A 14,413-nucleotide genomic window follows, 5' to 3' on the forward strand; every position below is an offset into this window, starting at 1 on the left:
GACTCAGGCGCCGGGTTTCGCGCGGCGCGGCTTGACCCGCAGCCGCGTGCCGCACAGGCGGTCATGCAGCGTCTGTCCCTGCGGGTCGAACCAGCGCCAGACAAACGGCACCGCACACCACAGCAAGGCCAGCCGCGCCGTATGCGGATTGCCGCCGCCCATACCGAGATAGGCCGCGATCGGCACCCCGACAATCAAAATCAGCGCCACGGCAAAGCGGAAAATCGCCAGCCGCCAGCCGAGGGCCTCGCCATCCGCCCGCGTCACCTGCAGACGCCAGGCTTTCATTGCCACCGTCTGCCCGCCGCGCACCCAGGACAAACCAAAGTAGGCAAACAGCACCGCCAGCAACGTCAATTGTTCCAGCACCCGCAACCAGGCTGGCTGACCCAGCTTGACCATCGGCACGGTGAACAACGCCGAAGTGGTCAGCAACAAGGCCGTCATCAGCAGGCATTCATACAGCAGGCAGGCCAGCAGTCGTTTCAGGCCGGGGCGATCAGTCTGGTCGGTCATGTTGCATCCTGTATCAGGGAGCGCTGGCGCCGGGGGCCGCTGTCGCCTGCAGTTTCGCCAGGACATCAGCACGTTGTGCCGGCGTCATGGCCTGCAGGCTCAGCCAGTTCAGACGCGCCAGCGCCTGTTGTTCTTCGGGCAGTTCCGCCCAGCTCTTGAGTCGCCGCTGCAGCCGCTGCTGCGCGGCGGGCGACAGGCGGTCATATGCCGGCACCATGGCCAGCAGACGCTGCTTGTGCGCCGGGGCAAAACGGTTCCAGTCACTGCTGACCGGTGCCAGTACCGTCTGCTGGTGGGCGGTCAGCTCACTCCATTGCGGCGATACCGGCTGGGCGCCACAGAGGCCGGCCCAGAGCAGCCAGACCAGCAGCAGAGAACGCTTAATCATGGCTGGCCTCCGCAAAATGCGGATCCAGCAAGATGCCCAGCGGCACCTCACCGGACAGGATCTGCACATCCAGTTCTGCCGGATCACTGGCACTGCGCCACTGCTGCAGCCAGACTCCCCCCAGCGCCAGACTGCCCAGCAACGCCAGACCGGCCAGACGGGTCGCCAGCGGGTGACGCAGCGGCAGCAGACGCCAGCGAGGCAGCTTGCGCCGGCCTGGCGCCGGCGCGGTCAGCACCGGTCCGGCCTGTGTCGCCAACTCGGCCTGCCAGCCTGCCAGCGCCTGCAATGCCTGCCCGACCACCTGCTGGCGCTCGTCCGTTTCCGCCACCGCGTCCTTCAGCGCCAGAATCGTCGCCAGCATCGCCGTGGCGCGCGCCGCATCCTTGCGCACCCCGTAGCGGCTGCGAGCCAGGGCCCGTGCCGCCAGCCTGAGCGGCAGGCGCTCCACGGACAGCAGCCAGAACGCCTGACGCTGCGACGACGGCAGCAACCGCAACACTTCGCGCAGCAATGCCCGACCTTCCGGCAATTCATACCAGGGACCGGCATCGGTCGGCAGCTGCAAGGTTTCCAGCGGACCGGGCGTCAGCGGTTCCACACGCGGCGGAATCAGCCTGGCCAGCAGATCCGGCAACAGATGACTCATCGCCAGGCGAAATTTTGTCCGATGGATATTGCGCTGCAATAAACGCTGAAATACCGGATCAGACGTATCTTTGATGGCGTCATCATAGAACATCTGCCAGTCATCAAGCGTCTGCTGAACCACGTCTTGTCCGGCCCGCACATCGTCCAGTGCCAAAATCGCCTGTTGCCAGGCGCGCAGCACGACGTTTGCAACCGGGTGAGGCGTGGAAGGGGGAGTGGCCATTCTGAAGTGCATAAATAATGCCAACACAGCATCTTAACAGAGCTGAGTACGCAAAAACAGCACCGCAAAAATGCTTGAATTTACCGTGGCTTAGCCGTTTTTGCGACTGCACAAAATTGCTTGCCGCTGACTGGCAGATAAGATAAGGTCTTACGACAACTGCGGAATATTCTTTATACAGAATGTCCAAAGTGACATAACAACGGGACAAAAAACAGATTACAGAGGCGAAAATGCAGATCACGGGCGCGGAGATTGTAGTCCGATGCCTGCAGGAAGAAGGAGTCGAGTTTGTTTTCGGCTACCCCGGCGGCGCGGTGATTGAAATATATGATGCCATCTTCAAGCAGAATCATTTCCGGCATGTGCTGGTCAGGCACGAACAGGCAGCAGTGCATGCAGCAGATGCCTATTCCCGTTCCAGCGAGAAGGTGGGTGTGGCCCTGGTAACTTCCGGCCCTGGCGCGACCAACGCCATTACCGGTATTGCCACGGCTTATATGGATTCCATTCCCCTGGTGGTGTTGTCAGGACAGGTGGCCACCCCGGCCATTGGCCTGGATGCCTTCCAGGAGGTCGACATGGTCGGCATTACCCGGCCATGCGTGAAGCACAATTTCCTGGTCAAGGACATTGCCGAACTGGCCGAAACCATCAAGAAGGCCTTTTACCTGGCCAAGTCCGGCCGGCCCGGCCCGGTGGTGGTGGATATCCCCAAGGACGTCACCCAGCAGCTCGGCGACTTCAGCTATCCGCAGAGCATGAGCATCCGCTCCTATGTGCCGGTGACCCGCGGCCACAGCGGCCAGATCAAGAAAGCCGTCAACCTGCTGGCCAGCGCCCAGCGTCCGCTGATCTACATCGGCGGAGGCGCGGTGCAGGGCAATGCCGCAGCCGAAGTGCGCGAGCTGGTGCAGTCGCTCGGCCTGCCGTGTACCAATACCCTGATGGGCCTCGGCGCCTATCCCGGCAGCGATCGCCAGTGCCTCGGCATGCTCGGCATGCACGGCACCTACGAAGCCAACATGGCCATGCAGTACTGTGATGTGCTGATCGCCGTCGGTGCACGATTCGACGACCGGGTGATCAGCGTGCCATCGCAGTTCCTGGCCCAGCCAAAGAAAATCATCCATATCGACGTCGACCCGTCGTCGATCGCCAAGCGCGTCAAGGTGGATATCCCCATCGTCGGCGACGTCAAGCTGGTGCTGCGCGACATGCTCGACCAGATCCGCCAGAGCGGGCTGGCACTCGATGCCACCGCCCTGCAGGCCTGGTGGAAGCAACTGGAGAGCTGGCGCAGCCACGAGTGTCTGAAGTACGCCCTGTCCGACACCCTCATCAAGCCGCAATTCGTCATGCAGAAGCTGTACGAGGTCACCGGCGGCGAAGCCTTCATCACCTCCGATGTCGGCCAGCACCAGATGTGGGCGGCACAGTACTACCACTTCGACCAGCCGCGCCGCTGGATCAACTCCGGGGGCCTCGGCACCATGGGCTTCGGTCTGCCGGCCGCCATGGGCGCCCAGCTGGCCAACCCGTATGCCACCGTGGCCTGTGTCACCGGCGACGCCTCGATCCAGATGAACATCCAGGAACTGTCGACCTGCAAGCAGTACCACATCCCGGTCAAGGTGGTGAACCTCAACAACCGCTACCTGGGCATGGTGCGGCAATGGCAGGAGATGTTCTACGGCAACCGCTACTCCGAAACCTATATGGATGCGCTGCCGGACTTCGTCAAACTGGCCGAGGCCTATGGCCATGTCGGTATGCGCGTCGAGCACCCTGGCGATGTCGAACCGGCGCTGCGCGAAGCCTTCGCCATGAAAGAACGGCTGGTGTTCCTCGACATCATCACCGACCAGTCGGAAAACGTGTTCCCGATGGTGCAGAACGGCAGGGGCCTGAACCAGATGGATCTGCCGCCGCACATGCGCGACGTGCAGAACGTCCCGTTCGAGAACAATCGTGACTACGGCAATATGTGTTGAGGCGGCACCATGCGACATATTCTTTCCATCTTGCTAGAGAATGAAGCGGGCGCACTGTCCCGCGTGGTCGGGCTGTTTTCTGCCCGGGCCTACAACATCGACTCGCTGACGGTCGCCACCACCGAAGACCCGACCCTGTCGCGCATGACCATCGTCACGCACGGCTCGGAAGACGTGATCGAACAGATCACCAAGCAGCTCAACAAGCTGATCGAAGTGGTCAAGGTGATCGACCTCAACGAATCGGACCATATCGAGCGCGAAATGATGCTCATCAAGGTGCGTTCCACCGGCAAGGAACGCGAGGAGATGAAGCGCATGGCGGATATCTTCCGCGGCCGCATCATCGACGTGACCGACAAGACCTACACCATCGAGCTGACCGGCACCAGTGAAAAACTGAATGCCTTTATCGAGGCCGTCGACCGTGCAGTGATCCTGGAAACGGTTCGCACCGGTGCTTCCGGCATCGGCCGTGGTGAGCGTATTTTGAAAATCTGAAGTGGCTGCAGTCAGGGCACACCAATAAAAACCAAGGACATCGAAAATGAAAGTTTTCTACGATAAAGACGCAGATCTCTCGATCATCAAGGGCAAGAAAGTCGCCATCATCGGTTATGGCTCGCAAGGCCATGCCCACGCGCAAAACCTGAAGGACTCCGGCGTCGACGTCGTGGTCGGCCTGCGCAAGGATGGCGCCTCGTGGAAAAAGGCCGAAGCGGCCGGCCACAAGGTCAAGGAAGTCGCCGAGGCAGTGAAGAAGGCCGACGTGATCATGATCCTGCTGCCGGACGAGTCGCAGCCGGACGTCTACTACAAGGACATCGAGCCGAACCTGAAGAAGGGCGCAGCCCTGGCCTTCGCCCACGGCTTCAACGTGCACTACAACCAGATCGTGCCGCGCGCCGACCTGGACGTGATCATGGTCGCGCCGAAAGGCCCGGGCCATACCGTGCGCTCCGAGTACGTCAAGGGTGGCGGCGTACCGAGCCTGATCGCCGTCTACCAGGACCAGTCCGGCAAGGCCCGTGACGTCGCCCTGTCCTATGCGGCCGCCAACGGCGGTACCAAGGGCGGCGTGATCGAAACCTCGTTCCGCGAAGAAACCGAAACCGACCTGTTCGGCGAACAGGCCGTCCTCTGTGGTGGCGCGGTCGAGCTGGTCAAGGCCGGTTTCGAGACCCTGGTCGAAGCCGGTTATGCCCCGGAAATGGCCTACTTCGAGTGCCTGCACGAACTCAAGCTGATCGTCGACCTGATGTACGAAGGCGGCATTGCCAACATGAACTACTCGGTCTCCAACAACGCCGAGTACGGTGAATACGTCACCGGTCCGGAAGTGGTCACCGAGGCCACCAAGGACGCCATGCGCAACGCCCTCAAGCGCATCCAGACCGGCGAATACGCCAAGATGTTCATCCTGGAAGGCAAGACCAACTACCCGTCCATGACCGCGCGTCGTCGCCTGAATGCCGCCCACCCGATCGAACAGGTCGGCAGCAAGCTGCGCGAAATGATGCCGTGGATCGCCAAGAACAAGCTGGTCGATCAAAGCAAGAACTGATCGTCGCGGCCTGACCCCGTTCCCTCGCGCCGTGCGGCGCGGGGGAATTTTCATTGTTGATCCTGTCGGCAGACCACCCCGGCGTGACCTGTGCGGTTTTCCCCGCAGCGCCGCGCTCGGCGTTATAATCCTTCGATTGTTTTCGGGCCCTGGCCCCATTGAATACTGGAGACTCGATGTCCGCGCATTACCCACACCCCCTGATTGCTCGCGAAGGCTGGCCTTTCCTGATCGGCTCGGTGCTTGTCGCCGCCGTCCTGACCCCGACGATTGGCTGGTGGTCGCTGCCGCTGTGGATCATCGCCCTGTTCGTGCTGCAGTTCTTCCGCGATCCGGCCCGCGAAGTGCCGGCCGATCCGCAGGCCGTGCTGTCGCCGGCCGACGGCCGCATCGTGGTGGTCGAGAAGGCCATCGACCCGTACCGCAACCAGGAAGCGCTGAAAATCAGCGTGTTCATGAACGTGTTCAACGTGCACTCCAACCGCAGCCCGGTCGATGGCACGGTGGAGAAGGTCGAATACCACTCGGGCTCCTTCCTCAATGCCGCGCTGGCCAAGGCCTCGCTGGAAAACGAGCGCAACGCCGTGCTGCTGAAAACCCCGCAGGGCACCGAGATCACCTTCGTGCAGATCGCCGGCCTGGTGGCCCGTCGCATCCTGTGCTACACCCGTGCCGGTGACCAGCTCAAGCGCGGCCAGCGCTATGGCTTCATCCGCTTCGGCTCGCGTGTCGACGTCTACCTGCCGCTGAGCGCCACCCCCTGTGTCGCCATCGGCGACAAGGTGTCGGCCACCTGCACCATTCTGGCCAAGCTGGCCTGATCGGACGCTGCCATGACCATTCCGGACATGCTGCCTGGCGGACGCGAAAAGCGTTCGCTGCGCCGCCAGGGCATCTACCTGCTGCCCAACTCGTTTACCCTCGCGGCGCTGTTCTCCGGCTTCTATGCCATCGTGCAGGCCATGAACCACAACTACGAGTATGCGGCGGTGGCCATCTTCCTCGCCATGATCCTGGATGGCATGGATGGCCGCGTGGCACGCCTGACCCACAGCCAGAGCGCCTTCGGCGCCGAGTTTGACAGCCTGTCAGACATGGTCAGCTTCGGCGTGGCCCCGGCCCTGGTGGCCTACGAGTGGCAACTGCGCGGTCTGGGCAAGGTCGGCTGGATGATCGCCTTCATCTACTGCGCCTCCGCTGCCCTGCGCCTGGCGCGCTTCAACACCATGATCGGTGTGGTCGACAAGCGCTGGTTCATCGGCCTGCCCAGCCCGGCCGCCGCCGCGCTGGTCGCCGGACTGGTGTGGATCTGCCTGTCCTACGGCTACGACACCCTGCCATACCTCGACTGGCTGACGCTCGGCTTCACCGCCTTTGCCGGCCTGTCCATGGTCAGCAACGTGCGCTTCTGGAGCTTCAAGGAAATCCACCTGCGCCGCAAAGTGCCTTTCTTCGCCCTGATGGTGCTGGTGCTGGTCATCCTGCTGCTGGTCGCCTCGCCGCCGCTGGTCCTGTTCGGCTTCTTCGTCTGCTACGGCCTGTCCGGCTATGTCGGTGCCGCCCTGCGCCGCCTGCGTCGCCAGCGCGAACAGCACACCTGAGTACGGCCATTCACACGAAAAGCCGCCGGCACCATGCCGGCGGCTTTTTTTGCGTCAGTGCGCCCGTAACCATTCGACAATCGCCGCCGGGGCATGAGCGCCAAGCCGCTCGCCGCGGCACGAGCGCACCGCCAGCGTGCCGTCCGCCACCTCCTGATCGCCGATCACCAGCATCAGCGGAATACGTTGCAGACTGTGTTCGCGAACCCGCAGGGCGATGGTCTGAGCGCGCGCATCCAGCGCCACCCGCAGACCCTGTTGCTGCAACAAGGCCAGTACCCCGGCTGCATGCCCGGCATGCCGGGCGCTGATCGGCAGCAGCACCGCCTGCAGCGGCGCCAGCCAGCCAGGCAGCGTGCCGTCATGATGCTCCAGCAACACGGCCATGAAGCGCTCCAGCGAGCCGAACACCGCACGATGCAGCATCACCGGCCGCACCCGCTCGCCCTGGGCATCGATATAACCCAGATCAAACCGTTCCGGCAGGATCAAATCCACCTGCAGCGTCCCGCATTGCCAGTCGCGCCCGATGGCATCCGTCAGCACGAATTCCAGCTTGGGCCCGTAAAACGCGCCTTCACCCGGATTCATCTCGTAAGCCACGCCCAGCGCCTGCAGCGTGCCGGACAGGGCTGCCTCCAGACGGTCCCACAGCGCATCGCTGCCCATGCGCTGTGCCGGTCGCGTCGACAGCCTGATCCTGACCTGATCAAAGCCAAAATCCCGATACACCGCCAGCAACAGCTGGATCATCGCCTGACACTCGCCATCCATCTGCGCCAGCGTGCAGAAAATATGCGCGTCATCCTGGGTGAAATGGCGCAGGCGTTTCAGCCCCATCAGCGCACCAGACGGCTCGTAGCGATGCACCTTGCCGAATTCGGCCATGCGCAGCGGCAGATCACGCCAGCTCTTCAGCCCGTGGGCAAACAGCTGCACCGCCCCCGGACAGCTCATCGGCTTGAGTGCCATCTGCCGCTCGTCCTGCGTCAGGCTGGTAAACATGTGCTGGCGGAAATTGTCCCAGTGGCCCGACTGCTGCCACAGCGCCAGATCCATCAGATCCGGCGTATTGACCTCGACATAGCCGGCCGCCTGCTGATGTCGGCGCAAGTGATCGATCAACAAATTGAACAGCGTCCAGCCTCGCGGGTGCCAGAACACCGCGCCGGGGGCCTGCGGCTGCAGATGAAACAGATCCAGCTGCTGGCCGAGCAGTCGGTGGTCGCGGGCATCGAGTTCGCTCGCCTCGACGGCGGCAACAGGGGAAACGGCAGGGGCGGGGACAACCATGATCGACTCCTTGTCAGTGATGTTCGGCTGACTCGCCGCAGGTCATCACCGGTCGGGAGGCAGCCATTTGGCTACCTCCACAACGTCTCAGGTAGCCGTGGTGGGGGTCTCGGTGGTGGTGGCCAGTACGCGCGACATCGCCTGGCTTGACGAGCAGGCCAGGGCGAGGACAGAGGACAGTTGGGCGCGGACGGGTTCCATGCATTTAGCCTGCGGGAGAAGCGCGGCTATGTCAATGGGGTTTTATACGCAGCGCCAGGATTAAGAATTGGACTATATGTCCAATATTGGGCGGTGTGACAGAATTTACCACAGAAAATTAGCCATCATGCAGAGCAACATTTGACGTAATGTCGGATAAACGGCAGTCTGAAGTCACATAAGCAGCGGAGTGAAACATGCAATTGGACATCGAGCGACTGATCGAAGATTTTGGTGGACCCGGCCCCCTGGCCGAAGCCCTGAGCCGAACCTTTCCCGATGAGCCGGTTTCCCGTGCTGCAATCTACAAATGGAGAGAGCGTGGCAGCCTGCCGCTCGCCCAGCTCAACAAGCTGGCGCAATGGGCGGCCAATCAAGGCAGAACCTTTAATTACAACGACTATCTGGCTGTCTCGCCGGTGTCGGCTGCAACAGGGAGAAACCACAAGATGGGCGATCGTCTGATCATTTTCGACACCACCTTGCGCGACGGCGAACAAAGCCCGGGCGCTTCCATGACCCGCGAGGAAAAAATCCGCATCGCGCGCCAGCTGGAGCGGCTCGGGGTGGACGTGATCGAGGCCGGCTTTGCCGCCGCCAGTCCGGGCGATGCCCAGGCCATCCACGCCATCGCCGAGCAGGTGCGCGATTCGACCGTCTGTTCGCTGGCACGCGCCAACGACAATGACGTGCGCGCCGCCGGCGAGGCCATTCGCCCGGCCAACCGCGGCCGCATCCACACCTTCATCGCCACCAGCCCGATCCACATGGAGAAAAAGCTGCGCATGAGCCCCGACCAGGTGGTCGAGGCCGCGGTCCGGGCAGTCAAACAGGCGCGCAACTACACCGACGATGTCGAGTTCTCCGCCGAAGACGCCGTGCGCTCCGACATGGACTTCCTGGTCCGCATCTTTGATGCGGTGATCCAGGCCGGTGCCCGCACCATCAACGTACCCGATACCGTCGGCTACTCCATCCCCTCGCTGTGGTACCAGCGCATGCACACCCTGATCGAGCGCGTCCCCGGCGCCGACAAGGTGGTGTGGTCCACCCACTGCCACAACGACCTCGGCATGGCCGTGGCCAACTCGCTGGCCGCGGTCGAAGCGGGTGCCCGTCAGGTCGAGTGCACCATCAACGGCCTGGGCGAGCGCGCCGGCAATGCCAGCCTGGAAGAAGTGGTCATGGCGGTCAAAACCCGCAGCGACCTGTTCGGCCTGCAAACCGCCATCGACAGCAGCCAGATCGTGCCGACCTCCAAGCTGGTGTCCACCATCACCGGCTACCCGGTACAGCCGAACAAGGCCATCGTCGGCGCCAATGCCTTTGCCCACGAATCCGGCATCCACCAGGACGGCGTACTCAAGCACCGCGAAACCTACGAAATCATGTCGGCCGAAAGCGTTGGCTGGAGCGCCAACCGCCTGACGCTCGGCAAGTTGTCCGGCCGCAACGCCTTCAAGACCAAACTGGCTGAACTCGGCATCGAGCCGGGCAGCGAAGAGGCCCTCAACGCCGCCTTCGCCCGCTTCAAGGATCTGGCCGACAAGAAGCGCGAAGTATTCGACGAAGACCTGTACGCCCTGTTGTCCGACGGCATCGGCGCCGTCGAGCGCGAAGACTTCAAGTTCGTCTCGCTCAAGGTCAGCACCGAAACCGGCGAAGAGCCGCGCGCCGAAATCGTCTTTGCCGAAGGCGGCGAAGAAAAGCGCGCCGTCAGCAGCGGTTCCGGCCCGGTCGATGCCGCCTTCAAGGCCATCGAATCGGTGGTCAACAGCGGTACCGAACTGCAGCTGTACTCGGTCAACGCCATCACCAAGGGCACCGAGTCGCAGGGTGAAGTCACCGTGCGTCTGGCGCGCGACGGTACCATCGTCAACGGCCAGGGTGCCGACACCGACATCATCGTCGCCTCGGCCAAGGCCTATCTGTCGGCCCTCAACAAAATCCACGGCAAGGAGAACTGGCTCAACCCCCAGCAATAATTGCCACCTTCCCGCACCCTGTCGCTCCCGTCCCGTTGTCGGCGGGGTGCCGAGAAATCCCAGGTCCACAAGACCGACCCTTCATGCCTGCGCGTTATCGCGCGTCAGGCAAAACCGCCGACCCACAAGGTCGGCGGTTTGCATTCGTCCTGCGCCTGGTCCACTGCCTTCTGGCAATAGAAAAACAACCGGGCTTCAGCTTCGGCGGCGGCTTGCTGGCCGGTGCTGTCCGAGAAGGCAGTCGCTGACATGCGCAGACTCATGGCTAAATAAAGACAGTAGACCATGCCGTATGGGTAATGCCAGTGCGTTCAAGCTGGATGGTGTGCGAATGGCACAGGTCTCTGGGCGAGTGTCGTGCGCCTGAGAGGCTGAACTAGCCATTTGCTTTGACAGGAGAAAACCGCTGGCGCCAGATCGGCCATTACCGTCCTGAGTTGTTCTGGATCAGAGCATGCCAGCACAAAGCTGGCTATATTAGGTATTGCTAACAATCGCACAATCCGAAGGTTATCCGTGTCGTCCCTGATTGCTCCCGTGACGCAACGCCTCGACAAGGTGTTTCGCGGCACCTCCATACTGGCCGCCATCTTGTGCCTGCTGCCGTTCTTCCTGCTGGCCGAATACTGCCATGACGAAGGCTGGCAACAGGCTTCCGTCGTCACCATCTCGGCGCTGATCGTCTATCGCGAGACCCACTCCGGCCCGCTGCTGGTACTGGTACACGGCCTGGCCATGATCGGCGGCTTTCTGGCACTGTTTCTGGCCATTCCGCACCCCTGGCTGTTTGTCGCACTGTGCGCCGGCCTGGGCATCTTCCTGCTCGGCCTGACCGGCTGGGATCGTGTATTGCGCAGCTTCGGTACCTGGACCTTCATCCCCGTGCTGTATAGCGCCATCGAAAATGGCGGGCACTGGCAAGGCAACGGTCGCTGGGCCCAGGCCGTGCACTGGGTTCCCTATCTGGCCTGGGGGTTGCTGCCGGTATTGCTGCTCAGCCTGTTGCACCGCAGCCTGACACGACAGCCCGGCGTGTCGCTGTGGCGCCACCTTGGCCGCTGGCATCATCTGGAAAGAAAACTGGGTAATGGCATCGACGCCACCCTGCCGGCACTGGCCGCTGCACTGGCCGTCGGGCTGTGTGCCTGGCTGTTCGAGCGTCATGCCATTCCGCAAGGGCAGTGGTTTATCTGGTCAGCCGCCAGCGTCATCACCGGCGAGCTGCACAGCACCTCGAAAAAGATCCGCGACCGGGTGTTCGGGGCACTGGTCGGCGTGCCGAGCGGCATCGTGCTCGGGCTGTTCATCGTGCCGCACAGCAGTTTCTGGATCAATCTGGCCGGCCTGCTGACCCTGGTCACCATCGTTGCCTTCCGCGAATACCGCCCGGCCTTTGCCGCCCGCTGTGCAGGCCACTCGCTGATCATCACCCTGTTCGGCGGCAGCCTGCTGCTGGAAAGCTCGCGCCTGCTCAATGTGGTGGCGGGCGGCGTGATCGGCATCGCCATCTTCTACGCCATGCATCTCGCCCTGCGCCGGACCACGGCGCGTCAGCCGCGCACCATCTGAGCCGCTTCCTGCCCCTCAGTCGACCAACAGATAGACCGGGTCGGCCAGCAGCTTGCGATACATCGCCATGCGATGCCAGTGAATGGCCCACAGGATCATGGCCGGAAACACCACGTACAGCTGATAACCCGGCACCAGAAACAACAGGAACAAGGTGACGGTGCCCATCGTCACGCCAAAGGCACCATTGCCCGGCAGATTGCGCGCACGCAGCTCTTTTTGCAGCCCGAGCGACAGCATGATGATGTACACCATGAACCACAGAATGCCGACCAGCGGCAGCAGAGATGCCCAGACCGTGATTGGCGGGAAAGGACGGCGCGACGGGTCAATCACCCGCATGGTGCGCTGCAGGGTGCGGTAATACAGCAGGTTGGCACACAGCGCGATCAGCAGGATCGCCAGCGTGCTCCACAGGGCCGGGCCATTCAGGCTATGCAGGTTGTTGATCAGGTCTTCCGGTTTCATCGTCTTCATTCAGGGCAGGGGTGGCCGACTTGCGGTACAGCCGATAATGAGTCATAACAACGCACTTTGGTTCCAGCATGAGGCGGCACTATGACCCAAGGGTATTTCATTACCGGCACCGATACTGAAGTTGGCAAGACCTATTCTACCGTCAAATTGATTCAGCTTTGGCAAAGTCAGGGCCTGCACGTCGGTGCCATGAAGCCGGTGGCCTCCGGCTGCGAGGTGGCGGCGGACGGGCGCTGGCTCAACGACGACGTCAGCCGGCTGAGCGCCGCGACCGGCCAGACCGACCTCGACCTGATGAACCCCTATCGTTTCCTGCCGCCCATCTCGCCGCATCTGGCCGCGCGTCAGGCTGGCGTCGAGATCAGCCTGCCGACCATCGTCGCACACTACCAGCGGCTGGCGGCCCAGTACGAGCGCATGGCCGTGGAAGGGGCCGGCGGCTGGTACGCCCCCCTGACCGACCAGCTATTCATGGCCGATCTGGCCCGCGCCCTGCAACTGCCGGTCATTCTGGTGGTGGGCATGCGCCTTGGCTGCATCAACCATGCCCTGCTCACCGCCCAGGCCATTCAGGCCAGTGGCCTGACCCTGGCCGGCTGGGTGGCCAACCGAGTGGTGCCGGACATGGCGGCCTATGCCGAAAACCTGGCCACCCTGGACCAGCAACTGCCCGCGCCGCGTCTGCTCGAACTACCCTACGCCCCGGAATAAACGATGAAACGACGTGAAACGACGGGGTCAGGTCTTGTATTTTGCATCAGGACGCAAAATACAAGACCTGACCCCGTCGTTTCGCTGACCCCTTGAGGAATCGATCCATGTGCCCGTCAAACGCGCTGTCTTTCGATGACAAAGCCAAAACCTGGGACGACGACCCGGTCAAAGTGGCGCGAGCCAACGCCGTTGCCCAGTCCATTCGCGAGCAGGTCCCCCTGAACACCCGGATGTCCGCGCTGGAGTTCGGCTGCGGTACCGGCCTGCTCGGCTTCGCCCTGAAGGACGACCTGGGGCCGCTCAGCCTGGCCGACACCTCGCCGGGCATGCTGGCCGTACTGCAGGACAAGATCCAGGCCAGCGGCCGGCAGGACATGCACGTCTGCCTGGTAGAGGCGGGTCAGCCGGCCTTGCCGCCAGCGAGTGTCGATCTGATTTTTACCGCCATGACCCTGCACCACATCGAGGACACCGATAAGGTGCTGCAGCAGATGTATACCATGCTGAAACAGCCCGGCTATTTGTGCGTGGCCGACCTCGATGCCGAGGACGGCTCGTTTCACGGACCGGATTTCAGCGGCCACAAGGGATTCGATCGAAGCCAGCTGGCCGAACGGGCAAAGCAGGTCGGGTTTGAGACCGTCCGTTTCACCACGGTCTTCGTGATGAACAAGGGAACCGGGCCGGGACAGACAAGCTTCCCGGTCTTTCTGATGGTAGCGGGCAAGACCGTCTGACAGAGTCGACGGCGCTCGACAACGGCACGAAAGAGAGAGTCATGCGCATCATTCGCAGTAAGACGTTCACGGCCAGCCGGCCCTGGGGCGCCGAAGAAATTGCCAACATGGGCGGGATCACCACGCGCCTGCACTGGACAGACCAACCTTACAAGTGGCATGTCAATGATGGTGAAGAAGTCTTTGCCGTGCTGGATGGCATCGTCGACATGCACTATCGCGAAGAGGGTGAAGAGCGGGTCGTGACCTTGCTGGCAGGTGATGTGTTCTATGCCGGCATCGGCTGCGAGCATGTGGCTCATCCCCGTGGCGAGGCGAGGATTCTGGTGGTGGAAAAGGCTGGCAGTGTCTGAGTGGTGTGAGCTTGTCTGGCCGTTCTGGCTTGTGTATCTGTCGGGGCATTGAGTAGTGTGCTGTCTGCGGCGTTTGCCGTAACGGGCGCGGGCCCTTGGGTGCTAGCACACCCCCGGGCCCGCTAACCACACACACTCACGCAAGGA

15 protein-coding genes and 1 pseudogene are annotated in these 14,413 nt (G+C 62.4%); 10 read left to right on the plus strand and 6 right to left on the minus strand.

The genetic code is table 11. The features are described 5' to 3' along the window. Nucleotides 1–3: 3 nt before the first annotated feature. Genes AACH39_RS12240 through AACH39_RS12250 form a run of 3 tightly spaced genes read right to left on the minus strand, consistent with a single transcriptional unit; the run spans nucleotide 4 to nucleotide 1,778 of the window. Nucleotides 4–516, minus strand: a complete 513-nt coding sequence (locus AACH39_RS12240; protein ID WP_338620136.1) for an RDD family protein — start codon at nucleotides 514–516, stop codon at nucleotides 4–6. Nucleotides 517–529: 13 nt separating this feature from the next. Continuing rightward, nucleotides 530–904: a DUF3106 domain-containing protein gene (locus tag AACH39_RS12245; RefSeq protein ID WP_215779235.1), complete on the minus strand. Its 375-nt coding sequence runs from the start codon at nucleotides 902–904 to the stop codon at nucleotides 530–532. Then, nucleotides 897–1,778 carry a hypothetical protein gene (locus AACH39_RS12250; RefSeq protein ID WP_338620139.1) on the minus strand — a complete coding sequence of 294 codons (882 nt, stop codon included), beginning with the start codon at nucleotides 1,776–1,778 and terminating at the stop codon, nucleotides 897–899. Before AACH39_RS12250 ends, AACH39_RS12245 begins: the two co-directional genes overlap by 8 nt. Before the next feature lie 233 nt (nucleotides 1,779–2,011). Between AACH39_RS12250 and ilvB the strand changes: the two genes are divergently transcribed. The 5 genes and pseudogenes from ilvB (at nucleotide 2,012) to pssA (ending at nucleotide 6,937) form a co-directional block, all read left to right on the plus strand. After that, nucleotides 2,012–3,772: a biosynthetic-type acetolactate synthase large subunit gene (gene ilvB, locus AACH39_RS12255; RefSeq protein ID WP_215779232.1), complete on the plus strand. Its 1,761-nt coding sequence runs from the start codon at nucleotides 2,012–2,014 to the stop codon at nucleotides 3,770–3,772. Nucleotides 3,773–3,781: 9 nt separating this feature from the next. Beyond that, a complete protein-coding gene (ilvN, locus tag AACH39_RS12260) occupies nucleotides 3,782–4,273 on the plus strand; it encodes an acetolactate synthase small subunit (RefSeq protein WP_215779231.1) in 492 nt (163 codons plus the stop codon). Nucleotides 4,274–4,319: 46 nt separating this feature from the next. Beyond that, on the plus strand, nucleotides 4,320–5,336 hold the full coding sequence (gene ilvC, locus AACH39_RS12265) for a ketol-acid reductoisomerase (RefSeq protein ID WP_215779224.1): 1,017 nt from the start codon (nucleotides 4,320–4,322) through the stop codon (nucleotides 5,334–5,336). Nucleotides 5,337–5,512: 176 nt separating this feature from the next. Continuing rightward, nucleotides 5,513–6,151 (plus strand): annotated as a pseudogene (locus AACH39_RS12270) (phosphatidylserine decarboxylase); the annotation flags it as partial. A gap of 33 nt (nucleotides 6,152–6,184) precedes the next feature. Next, a complete protein-coding gene (gene pssA / locus AACH39_RS12275) occupies nucleotides 6,185–6,937 on the plus strand; it encodes a CDP-diacylglycerol--serine O-phosphatidyltransferase (protein WP_215782757.1) in 753 nt (250 codons plus the stop codon). Between the two features lie 54 nt (nucleotides 6,938–6,991). Here pssA and thrS read toward each other — a convergent pair whose 3' ends face one another. Further along, complete coding sequence (gene thrS / locus AACH39_RS12280; protein ID WP_215779219.1) at nucleotides 6,992–8,230, minus strand: threonine--tRNA ligase; 1,239 nt, start codon at nucleotides 8,228–8,230, stop codon at nucleotides 6,992–6,994. Between the two features lie 398 nt (nucleotides 8,231–8,628). Between thrS and AACH39_RS12285 the strand changes: the two genes are divergently transcribed. Beyond that, nucleotides 8,629–10,416 (plus strand): 2-isopropylmalate synthase, encoded by a 1,788-nt coding sequence (locus AACH39_RS12285; protein WP_215779217.1) that lies wholly within the window; start codon nucleotides 8,629–8,631, stop codon nucleotides 10,414–10,416. 104 nt (nucleotides 10,417–10,520) lie between these two features. Here AACH39_RS12285 and AACH39_RS12290 read toward each other — a convergent pair whose 3' ends face one another. Next, nucleotides 10,521–10,667, minus strand: coding sequence for a hypothetical protein (locus AACH39_RS12290; protein WP_338620141.1), 147 nt, complete (start codon nucleotides 10,665–10,667; stop codon nucleotides 10,521–10,523). 265 nt (nucleotides 10,668–10,932) lie between these two features. Between AACH39_RS12290 and AACH39_RS12295 the strand changes: the two genes are divergently transcribed. Further along, the gene (locus tag AACH39_RS12295) at nucleotides 10,933–11,985 is read left to right on the plus strand and encodes an FUSC family protein (RefSeq protein ID WP_338620142.1); all 1,053 of its coding nucleotides are present in this window, start codon (nucleotides 10,933–10,935) and stop codon (nucleotides 11,983–11,985) included. A gap of 15 nt (nucleotides 11,986–12,000) precedes the next feature. Here AACH39_RS12295 and AACH39_RS12300 read toward each other — a convergent pair whose 3' ends face one another. Further along, entirely contained in the window at nucleotides 12,001–12,453 is a 453-nt protein-coding gene (locus tag AACH39_RS12300) for a hypothetical protein (RefSeq protein WP_215779210.1), read from the minus strand. A gap of 90 nt (nucleotides 12,454–12,543) precedes the next feature. On the opposite strand from AACH39_RS12300, the gene bioD reads away from it, so the two are divergent. From bioD to AACH39_RS12315, 3 genes are all read left to right on the plus strand, one after another. Next, nucleotides 12,544–13,173 carry a dethiobiotin synthase gene (gene bioD / locus AACH39_RS12305; RefSeq protein WP_215779208.1) on the plus strand — a complete coding sequence of 210 codons (630 nt, stop codon included), beginning with the start codon at nucleotides 12,544–12,546 and terminating at the stop codon, nucleotides 13,171–13,173. A 107-nt stretch (nucleotides 13,174–13,280) separates the two neighbouring features. Then, complete coding sequence (locus tag AACH39_RS12310; RefSeq protein ID WP_338620143.1) at nucleotides 13,281–13,913, plus strand: class I SAM-dependent methyltransferase; 633 nt, start codon at nucleotides 13,281–13,283, stop codon at nucleotides 13,911–13,913. Between the two features lie 41 nt (nucleotides 13,914–13,954). Beyond that, a complete protein-coding gene (locus AACH39_RS12315) occupies nucleotides 13,955–14,266 on the plus strand; it encodes a cupin (protein ID WP_215779201.1) in 312 nt (103 codons plus the stop codon). Nucleotides 14,267–14,413: the final 147 nt, after the last annotated feature.

Origin of the sequence: Paludibacterium flexuosum (assembly GCF_037076605.1) — a bacterium.
In the GTDB taxonomy this organism is placed as follows: Bacteria; Pseudomonadota; Gammaproteobacteria; order Burkholderiales; family Chromobacteriaceae; genus Paludibacterium.

Bases quoted from the DNA above. Each gene is read 5' to 3' on its own strand.
- AACH39_RS12240 (WP_338620136.1), bottom strand. From the start codon at position 516: ATGACCGACCAGACTGATCGCCCCGGCCTGAAACGACTGCTGGCCTGC.
- AACH39_RS12245 (WP_215779235.1), bottom strand. From the start codon at position 904: ATGATTAAGCGTTCTCTGCTGCTGGTCTGGCTGCTCTGGGCCGGCCTC.
- AACH39_RS12250 (WP_338620139.1), bottom strand. From the start codon at position 1,778: ATGGCCACTCCCCCTTCCACGCCTCACCCGGTTGCAAACGTCGTGCTG.
- ilvB (WP_215779232.1), top strand. From the start codon at position 2,012: ATGCAGATCACGGGCGCGGAGATTGTAGTCCGATGCCTGCAGGAAGAA.
- ilvN (WP_215779231.1), top strand. From the start codon at position 3,782: ATGCGACATATTCTTTCCATCTTGCTAGAGAATGAAGCGGGCGCACTG.
- ilvC (WP_215779224.1), top strand. From the start codon at position 4,320: ATGAAAGTTTTCTACGATAAAGACGCAGATCTCTCGATCATCAAGGGC.
- pssA (WP_215782757.1), top strand. From the start codon at position 6,185: ATGCTGCCTGGCGGACGCGAAAAGCGTTCGCTGCGCCGCCAGGGCATC.
- thrS (WP_215779219.1), bottom strand. From the start codon at position 8,230: ATGGTTGTCCCCGCCCCTGCCGTTTCCCCTGTTGCCGCCGTCGAGGCG.
- AACH39_RS12285 (WP_215779217.1), top strand. From the start codon at position 8,629: ATGCAATTGGACATCGAGCGACTGATCGAAGATTTTGGTGGACCCGGC.
- AACH39_RS12290 (WP_338620141.1), bottom strand. From the start codon at position 10,667: ATGTCAGCGACTGCCTTCTCGGACAGCACCGGCCAGCAAGCCGCCGCC.
- AACH39_RS12300 (WP_215779210.1), bottom strand. From the start codon at position 12,453: ATGAAACCGGAAGACCTGATCAACAACCTGCATAGCCTGAATGGCCCG.
- bioD (WP_215779208.1), top strand. From the start codon at position 12,544: ATGACCCAAGGGTATTTCATTACCGGCACCGATACTGAAGTTGGCAAG.
- AACH39_RS12310 (WP_338620143.1), top strand. From the start codon at position 13,281: ATGTGCCCGTCAAACGCGCTGTCTTTCGATGACAAAGCCAAAACCTGG.
- AACH39_RS12315 (WP_215779201.1), top strand. From the start codon at position 13,955: ATGCGCATCATTCGCAGTAAGACGTTCACGGCCAGCCGGCCCTGGGGC.